16 protein-coding genes are annotated in these 22903 nt (G+C 47.0%); 2 read left to right on the top strand and 14 right to left on the bottom strand.

Going from position 1 to position 22903, the window contains the following annotated elements:
• Positions 1-20: 20 nt before the first annotated feature.
• Positions 21-1175: a cell wall hydrolase gene (locus tag RHOM_RS02655; RefSeq protein ID WP_014078719.1), complete on the bottom strand. Its 1155-nt coding sequence runs from the start codon at positions 1173-1175 to the stop codon at positions 21-23.
• 154 nt (positions 1176-1329) lie between these two features.
• Between RHOM_RS02655 and RHOM_RS02650 the strand changes: the two genes are divergently transcribed.
• The gene (locus RHOM_RS02650; RefSeq protein WP_044024795.1) at positions 1330-2637 is read left to right on the top strand and encodes an HD-GYP domain-containing protein; all 1308 of its coding nucleotides are present in this window, start codon (positions 1330-1332) and stop codon (positions 2635-2637) included.
• Between the two features lie 516 nt (positions 2638-3153).
• Here RHOM_RS02650 and RHOM_RS02645 read toward each other — a convergent pair.
• The 7 genes from RHOM_RS02645 to RHOM_RS02615 all read right to left on the bottom strand — a co-directional run bounded on the left by RHOM_RS02645 (position 3154) and on the right by RHOM_RS02615 (position 13901).
• Entirely contained in the window at positions 3154-4023 is an 870-nt protein-coding gene (locus RHOM_RS02645) for a helix-turn-helix transcriptional regulator (protein WP_014078717.1), read from the bottom strand.
• 505 nt (positions 4024-4528) lie between these two features.
• Positions 4529-7735: a carbamoyl-phosphate synthase large subunit gene (gene carB, locus RHOM_RS02640; protein WP_014078715.1), complete on the bottom strand. Its 3207-nt coding sequence runs from the start codon at positions 7733-7735 to the stop codon at positions 4529-4531.
• Complete coding sequence (locus RHOM_RS02635) at positions 7735-8820, bottom strand: carbamoyl phosphate synthase small subunit (protein WP_014078714.1); 1086 nt, start codon at positions 8818-8820, stop codon at positions 7735-7737. Before RHOM_RS02635 ends, carB begins: the two co-directional genes overlap by 1 nt.
• 254 nt (positions 8821-9074) lie before the next feature.
• Positions 9075-10691, bottom strand: coding sequence for an ATP-binding cassette domain-containing protein (locus tag RHOM_RS02630; RefSeq protein WP_014078712.1), 1617 nt, complete (start codon positions 10689-10691; stop codon positions 9075-9077).
• Positions 10692-11789: an ABC transporter permease subunit gene (locus tag RHOM_RS02625; RefSeq protein ID WP_014078711.1), complete on the bottom strand. Its 1098-nt coding sequence runs from the start codon at positions 11787-11789 to the stop codon at positions 10692-10694. It abuts the gene before it with no gap.
• Entirely contained in the window at positions 11767-12498 is a 732-nt protein-coding gene (locus RHOM_RS02620) for an ABC transporter ATP-binding protein (protein ID WP_014078710.1), read from the bottom strand. The genes RHOM_RS02625 and RHOM_RS02620 overlap by 23 nt, the downstream gene beginning before the upstream one ends.
• Before the next feature lie 11 nt (positions 12499-12509).
• On the bottom strand, positions 12510-13901 hold the full coding sequence (locus RHOM_RS02615) for a hypothetical protein (protein ID WP_014078709.1): 1392 nt from the start codon (positions 13899-13901) through the stop codon (positions 12510-12512).
• Positions 13902-14092: 191 nt separating this feature from the next.
• Here RHOM_RS02615 and RHOM_RS02610 point away from each other — a divergent pair, with 191 nt between their 5' ends.
• Positions 14093-15988, top strand: a complete 1896-nt coding sequence (locus RHOM_RS02610) for a helix-turn-helix domain-containing protein (RefSeq protein WP_014078708.1) — start codon at positions 14093-14095, stop codon at positions 15986-15988.
• Here the strand turns inward: RHOM_RS02610 and RHOM_RS18100 are convergent.
• The 6 genes from RHOM_RS18100 to glpK all read right to left on the bottom strand — a co-directional run bounded on the left by RHOM_RS18100 (position 15983) and on the right by glpK (position 22819).
• A complete protein-coding gene (locus RHOM_RS18100) occupies positions 15983-16114 on the bottom strand; it encodes a hypothetical protein (RefSeq protein ID WP_014078707.1) in 132 nt (43 codons plus the stop codon). The genes RHOM_RS02610 and RHOM_RS18100 overlap by 6 nt on opposite strands.
• A gap of 213 nt (positions 16115-16327) precedes the next feature.
• Positions 16328-18064 carry a hypothetical protein gene (locus tag RHOM_RS16455; protein ID WP_014078706.1) on the bottom strand — a complete coding sequence of 579 codons (1737 nt, stop codon included), beginning with the start codon at positions 18062-18064 and terminating at the stop codon, positions 16328-16330.
• 354 nt (positions 18065-18418) lie between these two features.
• The gene (gene fucO / locus RHOM_RS02600; RefSeq protein ID WP_014078705.1) at positions 18419-19564 is read right to left on the bottom strand and encodes a lactaldehyde reductase; all 1146 of its coding nucleotides are present in this window, start codon (positions 19562-19564) and stop codon (positions 18419-18421) included.
• Between the two features lie 130 nt (positions 19565-19694).
• Positions 19695-20264: a TetR/AcrR family transcriptional regulator C-terminal domain-containing protein gene (locus RHOM_RS02595; RefSeq protein WP_014078704.1), complete on the bottom strand. Its 570-nt coding sequence runs from the start codon at positions 20262-20264 to the stop codon at positions 19695-19697.
• Between the two features lie 62 nt (positions 20265-20326).
• On the bottom strand, positions 20327-21082 hold the full coding sequence (locus RHOM_RS02590; protein WP_158307315.1) for a GNAT family N-acetyltransferase: 756 nt from the start codon (positions 21080-21082) through the stop codon (positions 20327-20329).
• A gap of 222 nt (positions 21083-21304) precedes the next feature.
• Positions 21305-22819 carry a glycerol kinase GlpK gene (gene glpK / locus RHOM_RS02585; RefSeq protein ID WP_014078702.1) on the bottom strand — a complete coding sequence of 505 codons (1515 nt, stop codon included), beginning with the start codon at positions 22817-22819 and terminating at the stop codon, positions 21305-21307.
• Between the last annotated feature and the right edge of the window lie 84 nt (positions 22820-22903).

The following is a 22903-nucleotide window of genomic DNA, read 5'->3' as shown; positions in this document are numbered from 1 at the left end:
TTTCCGCACTTTTTTCACTTCTAATAGAATACATGGTTTCCAATTACGGTTCCCTGTATGATGCCGTTATTCTGTCTGAAATACAGGCAGCCCACCGTAATATTGCCGTTTAGCACATCCTGTGCCGCCTGAAGGCAGCTTCCGTCCACACCCGCTTCCAGACGATACGCCAGTCTGCCGCTCGCCACCGGCGAGAACTGACCGCTCTGGTAAATCACACCCGAGACAGAGTTCGGAAAATACGAACTCTTCACACGGTTTATCACAACGCTTCCGACCGCAAGCTTCCCGTCGTAGGATTCTCCGCCCGCCTCGCACTGGATGATTGCTCCAAGCAGGTACTGGTCACTGTCCGTCGGCACATAGACCACGGTGGAGGTATCCTCCTTCTCCTGCTCCTTAATCGCCGCCAGACGCGCAGCGTCCTCCTTCGCCTTCTGGATCTCCAGCTGCTTCTCGTACTCGACCATCTGGTTGATCTTATCCTCCAGGTCCGCGACGTTGGACTGCGCATCCGCCAGATCTTCCTGTGTCTGCGCCAGATTCGCCTTGGTGGTGTTGATGAGACTGCTGACGTTCGCCTGCTTTTTCTTCATGTCATCCTGCATCGCCACCAGCTCGGTCATATCACTCTCCAGATCTTCCTTCTGGGCGGCTATCTGCTCCTGCAGATCCTGGTATTCCACAAGCTTTTTTCTGTCGTAGGCGTTGATGTCGGTAATATATTCCGTGCGGTTCAGGAAGTCGGAAAAAGATTCCGCCTCCGCAAGCATCTGCCATACCGGCGTGCTTCCGTTCTCATACATGAACTGAATCCGCAGCTTCATATCCTCATACTGTTTCGCAGACTGTGCCTCCGCCGCAGCCAGATCCTCCTTCGCCTGGTCAATCTCCCCCTGTTTGTCCGAAATCTGCCCCTCCAGATCATTGATCTGTGCGACAATATCGGAAAGCTGACCGTTTAACCCGCTAAGATCCGACTCCAGTGCATCCTTTTTGCCGGAGATGTCATTGACGGTATCCTCGGCATCCTTTTTCTGATCTTTCAGATCCTCAATCTGATTCTTCGCATCATTTATGTTGTCCTGTGTCGTCTCGGCATAAGATGTATTTGCCAGAAGCAGGCACATTACCAGCGCTGCTCCCGCCACGCGTCTCCACGGAATCTGTATCATAAGTACCTCTTTCTCCGGAAAAGTAGGATTTTCTTTCAAAAACCCCGGTTCTAAGAGTATCATATCAGATTGTATTTCAGCTTTCAATATGCTATCATAGAGGGAAGATAAAGAGGATTTTGGTATGACAATACCGGAAGAGGGGGAGATAAGCATGCAATTTGTCAAAACTGCTGATCTAAAGCCCGGTATGCGCCTTGCAAAGCCAATCTACAACAGGATGGGGGTTCTGTTATACGAACGGGATACAAGGCTCACGATCCAGGGTATTAACAGTATTGAGAATTTTGGTCTGATCGGCATTTTTATTCTGGAGCCGGCTGAACCGCTGCCGCCGCTTTCGCGGGAAGATCTGGAGTTTGAACAGTTCCAGACCATCTACATGTTCAAGTTAAAGGACAACATGGACAAGCTTGTCGACAATCTTGTCCCGTCCACACTGCTCTCGCTGGTCGATGATATCCAGCGGCATTACGGCAGTCTTGACCACAAGCTGAATTTTACGCAGACACTCCGCAGTTCCGCGGACTTTGTATACAAACACTCGATCAGTGTCGGTATCCTATCCGCAATGATCTCCAATGAGATGCAGCTCCCGGCAGAAGATATCCGGGCGCTGATCACGGCTTCCCTGCTGTATGATTTCGGTTATCTGTATGTTCCGCAGGCCATCCTCGACAAGGGCGACGACCTCTCGGACAGCGACCAGAATTTTATCCAGATGAATCTGGAACGCGGTTATGAATCAATCCGCCCGCGCTATGAGGAGTGCAATCTTCCGAAGATTTCCTTAGAGATTATCCAGCAGTTCATCTTCCAGAAGAGTCAGACCTTAAAGATCAAGGATCCTTCCCCGGAGACACGTCTGCTCTGTGATATTTTAAAGGTGGCAGATCAGTTTGACCGGCTTACCGCCATGAATATTAACAATCCGCCGGTCTCGGAGGTTGCCGCGATGTCTTTTTTGCGCAGACACAGCCGGACCTACAATCCGCGCGTCGTTGCCGCACTGGCGGAATGCATCCACATTCTCCCGACCGGCGCGTGCGTTGATCTCTCCGACGGTGAGAAGGCGCTCGTCCTCGTGGAAAATGCCGCGGATTTTACCCGCCCGATGATCTTAAAGTTCTCCAACAATATGATCTACGATCTGAGTGATCCGGTCATCGGAGATTCCCTGCGTGTGACGGACATCATGAAAACCATGGACAACCGGATTGCGATCGACGAGGAGGCGCTCGAGCATTTTGTCGCAGACCAGTACATCCGTGAGACGGCTGACCGTTTCCGGCAGAAAAAGCTTGCCATCGCACAGCGCAAGCAGAAAGCTGCCCAGAAGAAGAGCATGGATGATCTTTTGGACAATGCCAGAGTGCTTACACCTCCGCCCATCGCACCAGTGCCGGAAGAGGACGCTTCCCCGATCAGGAAAGCTCCCCGCAAGCGCATGAAACTGGTTTAATATTTTATGTGAAGGGTGGGAACGGCGTATCGTTCCGGATGCAGCCCGGTGTGAAGCATTCTAACCGCCAAATCCGGCATTTCTAGCCGCATCGTGTTTGACATTCTCGATGATCCGTGTCTTTCCAAGTTTTGAGCACTCCACGAGGTGTGTCCGCAGGTTGCAGACAATTTTAGGACTTTCGTGTGTGTCCCTTACTGTCATCGCTGAACAAAACATAACCGCGCGAAGCCGATGTCTGAGCAGGTATCTGCCGTGTCTTCAATAGCAGATGCCTGCGAGTTTCGGTTCGCGCGGTTTTATATTGTCTGTGAAGCGATGACATTAGGGACACCAGGAAGTCCGCCCATTGTCTGCAACCTGTCGGACACATCCTGTGGATTGTCAAAACGTGGCAAAGACACAGAATAAAATGTCAAACACGACGTGGAAGAAATGCTCGTATTTTGCTTCAAGGATGCTTCACACCGGGCTGCATCCGGAACTTATATCCTCCCCCCTGCATATACAGCGCGGTTATTTTGCTTCCACATAAGGATTGTTTTCCGCCATCCGGCGCGCCTGGCGCGGAGTACAGTGGTAACGCTCCTTGAACATCCGGTAAAAAAGCTTCTGATTAAAGAAGCCATGCCGCTCCATGATCTCCTGTACCGGATCGTCCGTGTGCAGCAGATCCTGATAGATATAATTGAGCCGCACCTGATTTACATAGCGCATAAACGAGCTGCCGGTGCTCTGCTTAAAGAACCGGCAGAAGTATTCCCGGTTGAGCCCCAGTTCATCCGCCGCTTCCTGCAGCGTCATTTCTTCCCTGTAGTGATGATCCACATACATACAGATCTGCTCCAGCCGCTCCATCTTCCCCGCCCTCGTCTGCGTTGCCACCATGGAGACAGGTTCCGAAAAATGTTCCACCAGACATGCCAGCAATTCCAGAATCCGCGCCGTGCTTTTTAACCGGTACGTCTCATTCTGATTCACATAAAGCACCGTCAGTTCTTTTAAATACCCGCAGATTTCATTGTAATATTCCTGCTGCCCTGGACGGAGACGCTGTCCCGCGCAGCGGATCGCAAAAGGTTCCGCCTCCGGCAGATAGCGCCGCAGAAGCTGCCTTGACACGTGGATACAGATTCCCATTGTCTGCGGCAGCGCATAGATGACTTCATGAATTCTGGCATAGTCCATCACAACCGCGTCCAACGGATTCAGTTCGTATTCCTCACCCTCCATATGCACAGTGGCATGCCCGTTTAATATGTAGAGAATCTCCATCTCCCGGTGCCAGTGAAACGGAGAGTTATGATCCATCGTAACAAACCGGATATCAAAGCCGACGTCCGGTTCGAGCGTAACATTTTCATATGTATTTTTCTGTTCTTCCATTTTTTCTCCTAAAAGTCAATATCACCCAACTTTTTGCTAATATCTTATCTATAATATTACCATATTTCCGTGTATTATAATAGCTGTCAAAGGGAAAACCTTTGATGAACAAGCAAAAATGTACCAATTCAATAAAGGAGGAAATTATTATGTTAGCAAAAATCAAAGCATTCTTCATGGAGAATATCGACGGAGTCGCAATGGGTGTTGAAGCAATGTACGGAGTTGACATTCATCCATATTACAACTAATCCCGGAGCAACGCCATGACAACAGAAAATTTTACCAAAAAAGAGCCTGTAACGGTGCGATGAGTTCTCATCCATCCGTATACAGGCTCTTTCTTATTTCATAAGAAATACCTTGACACATTAATGTACGAAAGTAGGTCCTTCCTATGAAATAAGAATCGCTCCGCGCGGATGCGCAGCTCGCGGTATGGAAAATATCGCTTTGCGAACCGCTCGCGCGCGGAGAATCTCGCAAGCGAGATTCTTTTTTTTGTTTATAAATTCTTCACTTTCGCAATATCAACCGGAGTCAGCGTATCCATCGCTGTCTCAAGGCTTCTTGCAAGTGCGTTTGCCGTATCCATCGCTGTGATACAGTACACGCCGGTCTCGATCGCATTTCGGCGGATCAAAAAGCCGTCGCGCGTCTTGTCTCCATTGCCCTGTGTCGGAGTATCGATCACAAGATCAATCTTATGACCAAGGATCAGATCCATGACATTCGGGGATTCCTGTGTAATCTTATTGACACGCAGCGCATTCACCCCATGCTCCTGCAAATATTTCGCGGTGCTTCTGGTCGCGTAAATCTTGTAGCCGAGCGCTTCAAAACGCTTTGCAACGCCAACGGCCTCCGGCTTGTCCGCATCCTTTACCGTCATAATCATCTGCTTATATTTTGGCAGTGTCACACCGGCACCAAGGAAAGCCTTATATAATGCCTCGTTGAATGTCTTTGCAATACCAAGGCACTCACCTGTGGACTTCATCTCCGGTCCAAGGGAAATCTCCGCTCCGCGCAGCTTCTCAAACGAGAATACCGGCATCTTGATGGCAATGTAATCAGCCGTCGGTGCAAGTCCCGGCTCATAGCCAAGTCCGCGGATTGTGTTTCCGATAATGACCTTCGTTGCGAGATCGACAATCGGAATACCGGTCACCTTGCTGATGTACGGCACGGTTCTTGAAGATCTCGGGTTTACCTCGATAACATAGACCTCTTCATTCATCGCGATAAACTGGATGTTGATCAGTCCGATGACATGCAGTGCCTGTGCCAGGCGCTTCGTATATTCCACGATCGTCTCTTTTACATGATCGCTGATCGTCGGTGCCGGATAGACGGAAATACTGTCTCCCGAATGGACACCGGTTCTCTCGATATGCTCCATGATACCCGGAATCAGGATGTCCGTTCCATCACACACAGCGTCGACCTCGATCTCCTTGCCCTGCAGATATTTATCAACAAGGATCGGGTGATCCTGTGCAATCCGGTTGATGATGCCGATGAATTCCTCGATCTCGTCATCGTTAAATGCAATCTTCATGCCCTGTCCGCCGAGTACATAGGACGGGCGCACAAGCACCGGATAGCCCAGACGGTTCGCCACTTCCTTCGCTTCCTCCGCGGTAAATACCGTTCCGCCTGCTGCTCTCGGAATTTTGGTCTTCTCGAGAATCTCATCGAAAAGCTCACGATCCTCCGCAGCGTCGACGTCCTCCGCCTTGGTTCCGAGGATCTTCACACCCATCTTCATCAGGCTCTCCGTCAGCTTGATCGCAGTCTGTCCACCAAACTGCACCACCGCACCGTCCGGCTTCTCAAGTTTTACGATGGCTTCCACATCCTCCGGCGTCAATGGCTCAAAGTACAGCTTATCCGCAATATCAAAGTCTGTTGATACGGTCTCCGGGTTGTTGTTGACGATGACGGTCTCCCAGCCTTCTTTTGCGAATGCCCAGGTACAATGTACAGAGCAGTAATCAAACTCAATTCCCTGTCCGATACGGATCGGTCCGGAACCAAGTACCAGCACCTTCTTGTTCGGGTGCGTCTCTTCCGCCTCATTCTCGCTGCCGAATACGGAATAGTAGTACGGTGTGGTCGCCTCGAACTCCGCCGCACAGGTATCTACCATCTTGTATGCTGCCACAATACCGTTTGCGTAGCGCATATCATGGATCTCTGTCTCGGTCTTTCCGGTCAGTTCTGCGATCACCTTATCCGGGAACTCGATTCGTTTTGCCTCTTTTAACAGTTCTACCGTAAGCGGCTCGCTCTTTAACTTCTGCTCCATCTCAACCAGGATTGCCAGCTTATCGATGAACCACTTATCAATCTTGGTGATGTCGTGAATCACATCGTAATCCATACCGCGGCGCAGTGCCTCTGCGATCACCCAGATTCTCCGGTCATCCACAACGTGAAGCTGTTTTACCAGTTCCTCTCTGGAAAGTCCGGTAAAATCATAGGACATCAGGCTGTCCACATGCTGCTCTAAGGAACGGATCGCCTTCATCAAGGCTCCCTCGAAGTTATTGCAGATACTCATAACCTCTCCGGTTGCCTTCATCTGTGTGGTCAGTGTACGTTTTGCGGTAATGAATTTATCGAACGGCAGTCTCGGAATCTTGACAACGCAGTAGTCAAGCATCGGCTCAAAGCTTGCGTAGGTTTTTCCGGTGATGGCGTTCTTGATCTCGTCAAGCGTATAGCCAAGCGCGATCTTTGCAGCAACTTTTGCAATCGGATAACCGGTCGCCTTGGATGCAAGCGCGGAGGAACGGGACACACGCGGGTTTACCTCGATGACGCAATACTCAAAGCTCTCCGGATTGAGTGCATACTGCACGTTACATCCGCCCGTGATATTTAATTCAGATATAATATTTAAAGCAGAGGTACGGAGCATCTGATATTCCTTGTCGCCCAGCGTCTGTGACGGTGCGACTACGATGGAATCGCCGGTATGCACGCCGACCGGATCAATGTTCTCCATGTTACATACCGTGATGCAGTTGCCATTCGCATCACGCATTACCTCATACTCGATCTCTTTCCAGCCTGCGATGCAGCGCTCCACGAGCACCTCTCCGACACGGCTTAAACGGAGTCCGTTTGTCAGGATCTCGATCAGCTCGGTCTCATCGTGTGCAATACCGCCGCCGCTTCCGCCAAGCGTGTACGCCGGGCGGAGCACAACCGGATAGCCGATGGTGTTTGTGAACTTAATACCATCCTGCACATTGTGCACGACCTCGGATGCCGCACAAGGCTCTCCGATCTTCTCCATCGTGTCTTTGAATGCCTGGCGGTCTTCCGCTTTGAAAATGGTCTCTGCGGTCGTACCGATCAGCTTCACGCCGTACTTATCCAGAATTCCTTTCTCGGAAAGCTCCATGCCGAGATTTAATCCGGCCTGTCCGCCAAGGGTCGGAAGGATGGAATCCGGCTTTTCCTTTGCAATGATCTGCTCTAACACCGGCACGGTGAGCGGCTCGATGTAGACCTGATCTGCAATGTCTTTATCCGTCATGATAGTCGCCGGGTTGGAATTGACCAGAACAACTTCCACGCCCTCTTCCTTCAGGGAACGGCATGCCTGTGTTCCTGCATAGTCGAACTCCGCCGCCTGTCCGATGACAATCGGACCGGAACCGATTACAAGTACCTTCTTAATCTCCTGATTTCTTGGCATTATTTCGCTCCTCCCATCATGTTTATAAATCTGTCAAACAGATATGCAGAATCCTGCGGTCCCGGACACGCTTCCGGATGGAACTGCACCGTGAAAATGTTCTTGCCGACATAGGAAAGTCCCTCGTTCGTTCCGTCGTTGACATTGACAAATGCTGGTGTCGCCACCTTCGGATCCAGAGTATCGGTGTCTACCACATAGCCGTGATTCTGTGAAGAAATGTAGACGCGGTTCGTCGCCAGATCCTTGACCGGATGATTGCCTCCGCGGTGTCCGTACTTCATCTTGTGCGTGTCAGCCCCCGTTGCAAGCGCCATGAGCTGATGTCCCAGGCAGATTGCAAAAATCGGCGTATCGGATTCATACAGCTTGCGGATCTCTGCAATGATCTCCTTGCACTCTTTCGGGTCTCCCGGTCCGTTGCTTAACATAATGCCGTCCGGGTTCGCCGCCAGAATCTCCTCCGCAGAAGTATGTGCCGGGTATACCGTCACCTCACAGCCTCTCTCTCGTAAGGACTGGACAATATTGCGCTTTGCTCCAAGGTCAAGAAGCGCCACTTTTTTCGTCTCAGGGGCATTTCCCTGCTTTTTTAATACTCGTTTTTCCGTACAGGTAACTTTATCTACCACGTTGCCTGTCGTGTATGCTTTTAATTTAGGAATGATTTCTTCTATATTATAGTTCTCATTCGTCGTGATCATACCGTTCATCGTTCCCTTCTCACGAAGGATCTTGGTAAGCGCACGCGTATCAATTCCGGCAATTCCCGGAATATCGTATTTTGCGAGAAAATCCTGAATCGTCCCCTCGCACCGGAAATTGCTCGGCATTCTGGACAGTTCCCTCACGATATAACCGTCCGGCCACGGCCGTCCCGACTCCATATCCGGCGTGATTCCGTAATTTCCAATCAGCGGATAGGTCATCACAACTGCCTGTCCCGCATAGGACGGATCGGTCAGAACCTCCAGATAACCGGTCATCGATGTGTTAAACACGATCTCACTGATGACCTCTCTGGTGGAACCAATGCTGGTTCCTGTAAATACATTCCCATCTTCGAGTATCAAAAAAGCTTTCATTCGTCTCCCTGTCCTTTCACTTTTTTCCCAAAAAAAAAAACGTTTCCGTTTTTCTTCTTTTTTCCAGAACGCACATGCACACGGTGTGTGATGCATCGTCTTCGTGCCATTATGGGCAGTGCTATGCCTTTTTCCTAAATTGTAAAAAGTTTATCATATCACAGGATATTTTTCAACCTTTTTCCGGAACCAAATAATGTATAATTTTTACACTGTGATGTATAAAAATTATACATTATGGACAAATTGGACGTTCATCGTCCTATATCAACAATATGATCCCACCGACACAATGGCGTTTCATGCGAAATCAGCAATATAATGTGTTCCTTTTTTCGTTGCTCTAACTCCTTATAGAAGATAATTTTACTTTCTTCATCAAGGTTTGCTGTCGGTTCATCTAAAATCCATATGCATGAATCCGATAACAATGTTCTGACAATTGCTATCTTTTGCTTTTCTCCCCCTGAATATATCTTATTCTCTCTATGCTTTGTACTATCCATATCTACAAACTTCATCAGCGAATCCAATTTCATTTGGCTCACTAATGCTTTCAATTCATCCATATCTATCCGATTCCCCTTCAAACATATATTCTCTTGAATTGTTCCATCAAATATATAGGGATCCTGCTCTATAACAGCCGTATTGTTGTTAATAAACCACTTATAATCCAATTCACCCAGTCTGTAGCCATTATATATCACTTGCCCCGTATACGAGGTTCCATAAATTCCAAGCATTATATTAACAAGAGATGATTTTCCCACCCCATTTCTACCTCTGATCCAATATATCTTTCCCATGCAAAATTCCGTTGTAATGTCAAAAAGTCTATTTTGTCCAGGATAAGCAAATTCCAAATTTTTTAATTCTATTTTCTCAATTATCCTTTGCCTTTCTTTTCCTGTCGGAATTTCATCTAATACTAAATATTTTTTTAATCGTTCTTCGCTTGCCTTTACCGTCTGATAAGAACTTCCTATATTCAAGAAAAATTCCATACACCCCAATACATATACAAAATAATTTAGCATAACAACCAATGTTCCTACAGACATACTATCCATTTGAATCATTCTGCCGCCTGCTAAAAATAATGCGGTCTGAAATATCAATATCAATATATCTTTTAGAACATTATATATGCTGTATGCTCCAATTTGTTTTTTTAAAACGCGCAACAAATTCTGATAGTCATTCTCCATACATCCGAAATGATATTGACTCATCCCATTCATACGAATAGATACCGACTTTTCAATTAGCTCGAACAATGTTGTAGCATAATTTGTTTTTTGTTCAATAACCTCCTTTTCTGTCCGGTATATCAGCTTTTTTGAAATTAAATAAACGCCCGTGTATGCAATCATCATCAATATAACAAGACTCCCTATTAACAAGGAGTTTTTTATCAGCACCAAAAGATACACAATTGTAGAAACCGTCTGAACAATTATATTTTTAAAAAAAGATACATAAAATGATGCTATTATCCCAGTATCATTATTAATCTTCTGGCTTATTGCTGCCGGATTTTCCTTGCAATAGTTTAAATACGAAGTATTATATACTATTTTCAGCACTTTCCGTGTCATGCCATAACTTAATTTTCCCTCAATAGACACCCGCTGATATTCCATTCGTATGTAGCATATCCTATTTATTATATTCAATCCCACATACACCACAATATATTCCACCCATTCCCTCTCTTGGCATGAAGCTATAATCAGATCCAGGAAATGTCCCACAAGATAAGTTAAACAAATTCCCACTACTCCAGAGATAGTGCTTATTATGATATATCCCGTCAACTGCTTTTTTTCAAGTTCAGGATATACCAATTCATGAAACCCCGTCATCATCTAGTCCTCTCTTATACGGATCAGAATACAGCCTGCCAACAGCATAAGCAACGTTAAGGCAGAAAGCTGTGGCAGCCATTCCACGATGCCTTTACCGGTTCCATCTGAGGCTGTCGTTTGAACAATCCCTGTCATACAAAAAGCTGCACATATCATCAATGCGTTCATTTTCGTTTTTACAATAAAAGAAATGAGCAGAACTGCAGCCGTCAGAAAAACTATATACAGAAGCATTCCTAATATTTCTTCTCGCACAAGACTCCATATCGATATCACCGTCTGCGTCCCTTGTTCAGAAATCACCAGAAGCATCTGTCCTCCGGTTCCATATCGTGCTGTTCCAAGCAGAAATAATATGCCTGCCGCACTGCCAACACATACGACACTCACCAGTACACGTACAAAAAATCGTTCCAGATACAACCATTCCTTTTTTATTGGCAGGATGTATAGTCTGTAACAAGTTGCATATTCAAATTCATTCGCCCACGCATCAAAATGCAGCAAAATAATCAAAACTGTAAAAATCAAAAATAATACACTGTTTCCAGAAAAAGCCTCTTTCCATAACCATGCAGCCTGAGGCACAACCGGACAGACCGGTTCCTCTGTTCCGCTCTGCTGATATGCTTTATGTAACAGCATACGTGCTCTCCAATCAGCAACACTCCCTCTGAATATGCCCGTATACTCCACTTCCTCTCCCAGTTCCTCAATCGCTATTAAATTTTCGTCTTCCTCCAGCACCGTCCTGCGAATTCCATTCTCATCCCAAGCCTGTTCCCAATAATAACGCAACCGAATATTGGTCTGTTCGTACTGTTTCCATGCATTTAGCAATAAACTGGCATGTGCAAATTTTTCTGCACTATTGTCCCCCCATAGTTCCATGCACTGCCTCTGATACTCAGATTCCCAGATCGTAATATCTTTTGCATTTTCTTCCAGTTCTTCCAACACTGTCTGCGCATAATTCTCATACTGTGTAACATAGTAAAATCTATATGCAAAAACAACCGCCAGCGCCCCTACTATCCAGACCAAGTAATTTTTCCGGCTAAAGAAAAGCTGTATTTCATTTTGCAAAAATGCTTTCATTCTTATCTGCTCCATACAAATTTTTGTAAAATTCTTCAAGATTTTCAAACCTGCCTGAAAGATCATCAAGCTTTCCATCAAAACAAACAATGCCATCGTCAATAGCAACGATTCGATCTGCAATCTTTTCCATTTCCGAAAGTTGATGGGAAGAGATCAAAACAGCGCTCCCCCTCTGGCGAATCTCCTCGATTTCCCGTCGCAGACGAAAAACTGCTTCCGGGTCAAGGCCATTGGTCGGCTCGTCCAGAATTACCAGTTTGGGTTGATCCACAATCGCTATTGCCAGATTCAGTCGCATTTTCATTCCCATGGAATAAGTTCCGGTGCGATCCAAAAGTCTGTCCCCCAGATCTGTGAAAACGGCAAGTTCCTCCACCCGCTCTTTGGGTACCTTTCTGGCTGTTGCTGCCATCCGCAAATTCTGTATACCACTTAATTCCGGATAAAGAGCGGGGACTTCCATGGCAATTCCAATCTGTTTTAATGCTTCTAAGCGGTTGCTTTTGATGTCATTCCCACAGATTCTGATTCTCCCTCTATCTGTCCTGTATAATCCACTGATGCATTTTATTGTAGTCGATTTTCCGCTCCCATTTGGTCCTAAAAGTCCTACAATCTCCCGTTCGCCCACGGAAAAACTTAATCCCTTCAGAATCTTTTTTCTTTTCTTAGACTTTTCAATATCCTCAACCTGTAAAACCTTCATTCCGCTCTCCCCTATATTCTGTCTTTTTTCCCGGATACAGTACACGTTATTATCATAATCAAAATACAGCTGAATGTTAGTTCCAATACCGCATATAGCCATGTGATCCTTTCTGATCCCAGCGTCACATTCCAGCAGGATCCAATCGCAAACGGATTATATGGTTTTCCCCAGCCTGTCAACTGACTGTATCCTGTAAGTACGGTTGCTGCTGCCACCACGAAAGTTCCGCCCTGTGAATGCTGTATCAGCACTCGAATCCCGCTTCCAAGCATTGCAAAAAACAAAACTTTTAATACTGCAAGTATACACATATATAGCAAGAAACGATATAACGGAAGTGATCCCAACGGATAAGTTGTATACAACATGACTCCTCTTCCTCCGTCTGTATACTTATAATCCGCATACATGCGGGCTAGCCCCTCATAGGAGTAATCTTCCAAATGCTCGTATGAATAAAACCCCTTATAGGTTTTAGCATCCACAAACATATGGCTGTCAATCCCATTAAAGCCGTATCGCATTCCCCAATACAAAAACCACACACCTATTCCAATCACACACACAACTCCTGCCGCCAGGAAAAAGGATGTCACATAATGCCTGTATTTCTTCCACTCACTGCATGGCTGCACTGTCATAAATTCATACCTGTGGTCATTTTTTCCCTCCATAATGTAGCCAAAGGAAAATAACAGGATGCAAATATCTAATATTGTAGGTACATACGCATTTTCACAAAATAGAATCTCCAAAAAAGCATAGGGCGATCCCGAATCCAATCCCAGACTTTTTTTATCATAATCATTTAATAAATGTTCCAGACGGCTCATATTATTCTCATACGCTGCAACAGAAGCTTCCATCAGTTCGGATGATACATATGGATTCGCAGTCATAGAAGAAATGTCAAACGGAAGGTCATAAAGTCCCAGCTGCCTGCCCCATTTCTGAAACATATCTGCACAACGTACTTCAACAGGGCTGCATCCACGCTCTGGATAAACAAACATCTGGTATGATACAATACTGCATATCACCCCATATGCCTTATATTCCTTCTGGAACTGCTGTGACTCTGTCCCACCCACCTCAAGCAATGCAATAAGTTCCTGTAATTCTTCTATTCTCCATTTACGAAATTGTATTGCATTTGTATTAAATTTTCGCCGTTCTGCATCTCCTGCATCTCTGCGCGCAGTAGCAAGCTCCGATTCTAACAGCTGCCGATGCATCACAAGTTCATATTGCAGTTCCCGCTTTATATAGTTCGTGTCCTGACTGGATGTAATCGATCTTTGCAGTTCCACCGTAGCTTTTAATCCAAAAAGCAGAACAACCAACAGAAAAATATAGGCTGCCTTATTTCTAAGAATCGATACTATCTCATATTTCAACATACTTTTCTCCGTCTTTATCATAAAGGTAAGGTGTGCTGCCACACCTTACCTTTATGATACTTGAAGTTTCTCACATTTTTAATTTCATAAATGGAAACTTTTCCGACATTTATGCAGGTTTTTCAAAACCTTGCATTTTCCCTATGTCCGTTTTATACTGTTTGTAGTTTCATATAAAGGAGCTATTTTCTATGAGTGTACAACATGCCGGTTCTATTATTAGACAGGCCCGCCTTAATGCGGGTCTAACCCAGGAACAATTATCCGATGGAGTCTGTTCTACCCTCTCTCTGTCCCGCATTGAGAACGGCTCTGCCGGTGTCAGCCCTGCCACTTTTCAGACTTTAATGGCACATGCTGGTATCTTTTGTGAAGCTTATCCTACTTTCTCGACGCGCGCAGACTTTGACTGCTTTTACGCCTTGAAGGAAGTACGCTTTTATCTGGATTCCTGGCAACTCACGCCCGCCTGCCAGTTATTGGATCACATTGAAATGCTGAATTGGGCAGACAATAAATTTTACTATCAGGAATGGCTTCTGCTTCACTGCAAGCTGCAATTACGTTCTGGTCATGCAAATCACGCCCATACTTATGAGCTGGTTCGCTTTGCTTTAAAAATCACAAGATCTGATATCGACAATGCAGCGATCCATTCTCTGTTTTTGTCTTCTGTCGAAATAGAACTATTTATATATCTTGCGCAGGAAGCACTGTACATTGGTGATACAGCTACTGCTCATCATGTCTGCCAGCAGATTTCTTCCTATCTCTCTGCCCGTTCGCTTTCTTTTCTTGAACGGGATCGTTTACTTGCGGAAAATGCGGTGGTATATACCAAATATCTGCTGACTGTCTGTGATTATAAGTCTGCACTTGAACTGTCGAACTTCTACCGCCATCAAATGATTTCAAATCTTGACGACGGGCTTATGCATGAGCTGACGTTTTTAACCGCACTCGGATGCTACTATACGGGACAACAGGATCGTTTTCTGACCTTATTTAAAACTGCCTTTTTCTCTGCCCATTCCATTAACAGCTGTTATGCCACCATCTGTAAAAATTATGTTTCCAACCACCTTTCTACCACTTTGGCTGAAGACTTAAACATATTTTCCGATATTCCGCTTATATCGTTTTCCCCCAAGGTTCCTAGGGATGTCTCTTCTATGGGAGATGGCACCTATGACTTTTTTTCTCACAAGGTTTTCACGCTGGGTGGCCTGATCCGCTCTCTACGCAAAGAGCAAAAATTATCTCAACCGGCGCTTTGTCGGGGATTATGCAGCAAATCCAAGCTTTCAAAAATCGAAAACGAAACACAGCAGCCTGATATCATTCTTGCTCAGACTTTGCTCCAGCGCCTAGGTATTTCGGATCTTGTTTTTACATTTTACGGGAGTGAAAAAGAGAACAAACTGCAGGAACTGCAGTTTCGTTTAGCAAAAACTCGTATGAACCATAAAACCTTACAGCTTGATCTTGTAAAAAAAATGGAGATGCTATGCACCTCCAAAGATATCTGCTATTTACAATTTGCTGCTTACAAATCAGCCATCTGCGAACCCGACAATAATCAAAAATTAAAGGGGTTAAAAAATGCTCTTTTTATGACTTTGCCCGGCTTTCAATTTGATGAAATTCTTGACTATCGATTATCGTGGATAGAACTTACCATTTTAAACAATATCTGCCGCACTTATGCAACTATAAATCCTACACATGGCATTTACTGTTTTTATAAGCTTCTGGAATATACCAGCCATGTTCCGTTGGATGTTCTCGAGAAAAAGCGTTCCTTCCCCGTAACCTTGGGAATGCTTATAAGATTTCTTTATACAGAAAATCGTCTTTCGGAAATCGTTGCGTTAGTCCCGCTTTTTTCCGATGCTATAAGTTCAATGTATTTTACAGGGAACATTTTTTCACACTACTGTCAGGCATTAGGATCACTTGGTCTCACAAATTCCGCAAAGGAATTTGCACACTATGCCTATTACAATGCCCTCCTTATGGAGGACATCTACAATGCATCCGGTCTGAAAAATGATCTGAAAAAAAATTACAATATTTCTTTACTATAAAATTTCAATATTCTCTTCTGAAGACCAGTAGGGTACAATCTCCTTGCTGCTTACTCCAACCATGGTAAGCAGCAAGCATGCCATTACTATGGTAGCAATTACTTTTTTTAAATTATTTCCCTTCATTTCACATTCTCCTTCGTCCACTTACTATGTAAAAATCCACACAGTATATCAAATCCACCCGTTTCTCATACTATATAATGTGCAGAATCTTTCATTCTCTTTCACGCTTGTATTCGCCTTTGAAATATATAGTATCTTACATATATAGTATCTCTTTTCTACAAAAAATAAAATAACAAAAGTGGAAACATTTTTGTTTCCACTTTCGTAAAATCACTTCAAATATTTCTCCCACAGATCGCTGTCCGTCCGGTACGGTTCCAGTTCCTCCATCGTCCACTGCGTGGAATCCCAGCCGTGCATAATCAGTCCTTCATCGTAATAATGATAGGTAAGATTCACATAAATATCATTTTTGCAGAGGACATAGTTGCTGTAATATCTCCCGTCCAGAATCTCCCCGTCCATCGTCTGTCCCGCCATCTGGGCGGTAAATGCGGGCGCATCGTTGAAAGAATCCGACTTCTCACAGATTTTTTCATAATAAACCTCCGCAAATGTATCATCCGAACGCAGTACGTCCTCAACCTCATATCGCTCTGCCGTGGCAAGATTGATGACTCTTGTGCGCAGGTCACAAAACTCGCCCCACATACTTCCGTTAAAATAGTGATCCTGAAATGCCACGCACAGAATCTCATCACTCATATACGTGATCTCATAATCCACATAACATGCCAGATACGGGTAGTCTTCATCCAGATACAGATATTCTTCCTGCGGTTCCGGATACATGGTATCCAGCTGCGCACAGGCGGCATTCCGCAGAATCTCATTTACTCCGGTCGCATCTCTTCCATCCGCATAGGTAATAACCGGATACGAAACATCGTACTCCTCAAATCCGTCTTTCCGCTGATTCGGGACCTCGATATGCTGTGCGGTAACCGTATAGGAAAGTTGATCTGCCACATAAATGTCATCCTGCGTGACAAAAAAGTCTTTTCCCAGAGAATCCGCCAGTTCTAATACCTCACGTTCCTCCCCGGTGTCTTCTACCTCCGTATCGTCCTCCGTATAGCTGCCATCTGCCCCGTCTCTGTACGCCTCCGCAGACGACTCATTCCACGTCAACGTATCCTGCACGGTACGGTTGACCGCGTGAAAAAGGATGAACGAAGGCACGGTCACAAGCAGCACGGCACAACCTATGATCGCCAGCACAACCCACAGCAGAGCACGGCTCTTTTTTTGAGGTGCTGTCTGCTGACCGTAACTCTCTCCGTACCCCTGTCCATATCCTGTGTTCTGATAGGACTGCTGACCGTAACTCTGTCCGTAGCCCATATTCTGATTCTGCTGCTGGCCGTAGCCCTGTCCATACCCTGTGTTCTGATATTGCTGCTGACCATAGTCCTGTCCGTAGCCTGTGTTCTGATTCCGGTACGCCTGCGGCTCCGGCGTAGGCTGCTGCTCTGTCGCAAACGACTGCTCCGGCGTAGGCTGCTGCCCTGCCGCAAACGGCTGCTGCCCCGGCGCGGTCTGCTGCCCTGCCGCAAACGACTGCTGCCCCGGCGCGGTCTGCTGTCCTGTCACAGACGACTGCTCCGGCGCACCCGCTGTCGCTGTATACTGCATCCACTTCTCCGGAATCTTTATCTCTTCTCTTGCAATACTGCGCCCGACAGTCGCAAACTCCTCCATCTCGCGCAGCACTTCCGCTTCCAGTCCCCGATGCTGGAAATTCAGCCCTGCGTAGAGAAGCGTGACCGCACCCGCCGCATCGATCGCACCGACGGCGCACATCTGGTCATTGTCATCAAACGCTCCAAATAAAAAGAGCTTATTTTTACATGATTCCACCCATAGATGGTCTTCATCTGCATAGCGTTTGAAATCCTCTATCTCTTTTGGATTCGCCACATACGGCTGCTCCATCCTGCTGTATGTCTCCATCACCAGCGCTGCCGCCGGTCGGAGTTCATACGCATACAACTGTCTGATTTTCATTTTTACCACCACTCCTCATTTTCTTCTTTCTCTTTTATACTATCATACCTGGCAGCTTCCCGCCACGACTTTTCTCACCTGTTTCTGACACGCACCGGCGCACTCAAACGGTATGTAAAAAGAATCTCGCTTGCGAGATTCTCCGCGCGCGAGCGGTTCGCAAAGCGATATTTTCCTTACCGCGAGCTGCGCATCCTCGCGGAGCGTTTTTTATTTCATAGGAATGTTCTGCTTTCACATATTAATATATCACGGTATTTCCTATGAAACAAAAAAATCCCCTCTCCGCCGGCAATCCGGCAAAGAAGGGATCTGTCCTAACCTGACTTCTTAATTGCGTTCATGTAAGATGGATTACATAATCTTGCGGAACAGCTCTTTTAAATCCTCCACCGATGCATCCTTCGGATTGCCCGGTGCGCAGGCATCCGCATGCGCGGACTCTGCAAGGAAATCAAGATCTGACTCTTTGATAGCTTCCAGTTTTGACGGAATTCCCACATCCTCGGAGAGCTTTCTGACTGCTGCAACAGCGGCTTTCCGGTACTCTTCCTGCGACATGGCATCCACACCTTCTACGCCCATCGCCCGTGCAATTTCACGGTACTTCTCGCCTGTGCAGTCTGCATTGTACTCCATCACAATCGGGAGCATCATCGCACATGCCACACCGTGCGGCGTATCATAAACCGCACCTAATGTATGTGCCATGGAGTGGGCAATTCCAAGACCGACATTGGAAAATCCCATACCTGCGATATACTGTCCGAGTGCCATACCCTCGCGTCCTTCCGGCGTGTTTGCCACCGCGCCGCGCAGAGATTTTGAAATAATCTCGATGGCCTTTAAATGGAACATATCTGTCATCTCCCATGCCGCCTTCGTCGTGTAACCCTCGATGGCATGTGTCAGCGCATCCATTCCGGTCGATGCCGTCAGCCCCTTCGGCATGGAGGACATCATTTCCGGATCTACCACAGCAATGATCGGCATATCATGCGGATCTACGCATACAAACTTTCTCTTTCTCTCAACATCCGTGATAACATAGTTGATCGTAACCTCTGCAGCGGTACCTGCGGTTGTCGGCACAGCAATGATCGGCACACACGGCTTCCTGGTCGGCGCAACGCCCTCCAGGCTTCTGACGTCCTCAAATTCCGGATTTGCGATGATAATGCCGATCGCTTTTGCCGTATCCATAGAAGATCCGCCGCCGATTGCAATAATATAGTCCGCTCCGGATTTTTTGAACGCAGCCACACCGGTCTGCACGTTCTCAATCGTAGGATTTGCCTTGATGTTGGAATAAATCTCGTAGGAAAGCCCTGCCTGATCCAGCAGATCCGTTACCTTTGTGGATACCTGAAACTTAATCAGATCCGGGTCTGAGCAGACAAATGCCTTTTTGTAGTCGTGCGCTTTCGCCTCATTCACGATCTCCGCAATCGCTCCCGCCCCATGATAGGATGTCTGATTCAACATAATTCTGTTTGCCATTTTTTTGTTCCCCTTTCCCATACATAATGATCTTTGATCGTATTTTAACAACACAATGTACAAAAGGGAAGTGACAGAATCCGGGAAGTGTAACTATTTATCACAATTTCTATTTCAAAATCCTCTATTATCAATACAATATTTCTAATTGTTCAAACAACTCGCTTATTTTCTCGGGCATCGCCTTCACCATAAGTTCTGCTAAGCGCTCCGGCGGCATCTTCGTCCCCTCCGTCACCCATTTCACTGTCATATACACGGAACTCTGGCAGTACATCTCGAGTAAAAATCCAATCTCCTCATCAGGCATTTTCCCTGTTTTCTGTCGGATCAGATCCTCGTAAAACGCCAGAATCAGCCTGAAATCATGATCTTTGAGATTATTCTGATCCGCAGACTTAAAACCGGCGGAAAAAAAGACCCGCTCTTCCCGAATGTAGATAAATTTTTTCACGAGACTCTCATAAATATTTTTCCCGCTCCCCATATGTTCAAAAGACTTGTGAAGTAAAATATCAAAATACCAGTTGATCAGATCGTACTTGTCAATAAAATTGCGATAAAATGTCTGCCTTGTAACACCGCACAATTCCGTCAGCTGTGTCACGGTAATGTTATCGACCGGTGTCGTCTTCATGCATTCCTTCATCGCCTCCGCCAGACGGTATTTTGTGCGGGTTCCCTTTGTCGTCGTATCCACCTTCCGTCTCCTTCCGCTTCGCGTCCTGCGCTTCTTTGTCCGGTTAAATGCCTGCTCTTTTGCTACAGTTCCTGTCCATCGTCCGTTTCCGTATTTTCGTCCCCCACCGGATCAGGCATCTCATATCCGCCCGTGATTCCCTCCTGTGTGATATGATATACGGTAATTCCCGTCACTACCGCCACTGCGAAGGCGATGGTTACCGCAGTAAGCCAAAGCACCACCCGGGCGCTTACCTTCTTTTTCGGATAAGTGATCTCCGGCTTTGTGCGCCGCGGCTGCGCCACCGGCACACCACCGCCCTGCGCGGATGTACTGCCGCTTCCCCCGATATTTCCCATGTATCCCTGGGTCATCGGAACCGACCAGATTCTTCTCTCCAACGGCACGTACATTCCCGCCGGTGCCCCCTGAATCAGCGTAAATCCCGTGTGGTAAAAATAATTCGCTGCTGACGGCGCAGCCTGCACCGTCACTCGCCCGCACTGCAATCGGGATGCCGCAAAGTTGCACATCCGGTCCACCAGATTGCTGCCGATCCGTCTTCTAAAATACTGCGGTCTTACATACAGCGCTGTGATATGTCCGACATTCTGCATGGCACTGACGCCGCACATCTGCCCGTTTTCAAATGCGCCCCATAAAAACAGCCTTCCCGCCAGCATCTCCTGTGAAAGATTGGGCAGATTCATATAGTCATAATACTGCTGCACCTCCGCCGCATTTCTTGTATACGGACGCACACACTGCTCATAGACCTCATGCGCCGTCTGCACCGCCCACTGTATCTCATTTCCGTATAATAATCGAATCTCCATCTGTATCTGCTCCTCTTTCACAATGCCCGATCCATAGAACTCTTCCATCACATTTTAACTCATTCTACCATGAATCTGAAAATTCAACAATATCCGGGATACCGGCAGCTGCACAGGAAGCACCGCATCCTCTGGAGTGAAAAACCGCGCGAGTCCGTTTCCGGCTCTGCGCGGTTTCGTTTCATCCTATAGTATATGGTAAGCTTGCTTCTAACGCGTCTACTATTCCTCTTCTTCCTCCGGCTCGTCTTTTGCCCAGCCGTACGCATACTTGACTGCCTTATTCCAGCCCTTGCGTTTTGCCTTGCGCTCTTCCTCCTCCATCTCCGGGGTAAAGATGCGGTCGATCTTCTGGTTGTTGACCACGTCCTCCTTATCCTTCCAGTATCCGACTGCCAGACCTGCCAGATAAGCGGCTCCCATTGCAGTCGTCTCGACGCACTGCGGACGCTTCACCGGCGCATTGATCATATCCGCCTGAAACTGCATCAGGAAATTATTCGCACTTGCACCGCCGTCGACTTTCAGGGACTTTAAATCAATGCCGGCATCTGCACGCATCGCATCGATGACGTCGCACACCTGCAGTGCAATCGATTCGAGCGTCGCGCGGATAATGTGGTTCTTGTTCGTTCCTCTCGTCAATCCCACGATCGTGCCTCTCGCATACTGATCCCAGTGCGGCGCACCGAGTCCCGTAAACGCCGGAACCACATAGCAGCCGTGTGTTCCGTGAACCTTCTTCGCCATATATTCCGAATCCATGGAAGAATCAATCATCTTCATGTTGTCGCGCAGCCACTGAATCGCAGCGCCCGCCACAAAGATGGAACCTTCCAATGCGTAATTCACCTTTCCGTCGAGTCCCCACGCAATCGTAGTGACCAGGCCATTCTTGGAAAATACCGGCTTCTCTCCGGTATTCATTAAGAGGAAACATCCGGTACCGTAGGTATTCTTCGCCTCGCCCTCGTGGAAACAGGTCTGTCCGAAAAGCGCCGCCTGCTGATCGCCTGCAGCTCCCGCAATCGGGATCGCATCTCCTAAAAACGAAGGATCTGTGTAGCCGTAGACTTCGCTGGACGGACGCGGTGTCGGCAGCATGCACTCCGGAATCTCCAGCTCCTCCAGGATCTCCTTGTCCCAGCACAGATCGTTGATGTTGAACAGCATCGTACGGGATGCGTTGGAATAATCGGTCACATGCACCGCACCCTTGGTGAACTTCCAGATCAGCCAGGTCTCCACCGTTCCGAACAGCAGCTTGCCCTGCTCTGCAAGCTCTCTCGCACCCTCAACATTATCGAGAATCCACTTGATCTTCGTCGCGGAAAAATACGCGTCAATGATCAGTCCCGTCTTCTGACGGTATGTCTCCTCGAGACCCTTCGCCTTCAATGCATCCGCAATGTCCGAAGTTCTGCGGCACTGCCACACGATCGCATTATAGACCGGTTCTCCAGTCTCCTTGTTCCAGACAATCGCCGTCTCACGCTGATTGGTGATACCGATCGCCGCAATATCCGCCGCCGTCGCGCGGATCATGTTCATCGCCTCAACCGCCACGCCAAGCATTGTAGACCAGATCTCATTGGCATCGTGCTCCACCCAGCCCGGATTCGGAAAAAACTGCCGGAACTCTTTCTGTGCCATCGAACAGATCTCTCCCTGCTCGTTAAATAAAATACAACGGTTGCTCGTCGTTCCTGCATCCAGTGCCATCACATACTTTGCCATACCATGTTCCTCCTTGTTTGCCCCTTATTGCTTATTTATGCTTCCCTCTATTGTGAAATCCGTTCCTGCCCCGTGCTCCCCATG

Origin of the sequence: Roseburia hominis A2-183 (genome assembly GCF_000225345.1) — a bacterium.
GTDB lineage: Bacteria > Bacillota > Clostridia > Lachnospirales > Lachnospiraceae > Roseburia > Roseburia hominis.
The sequence above is the reverse complement of the archived record's forward strand: the minus strand, read 5'-3'. Positions and strand labels throughout refer to the sequence as shown.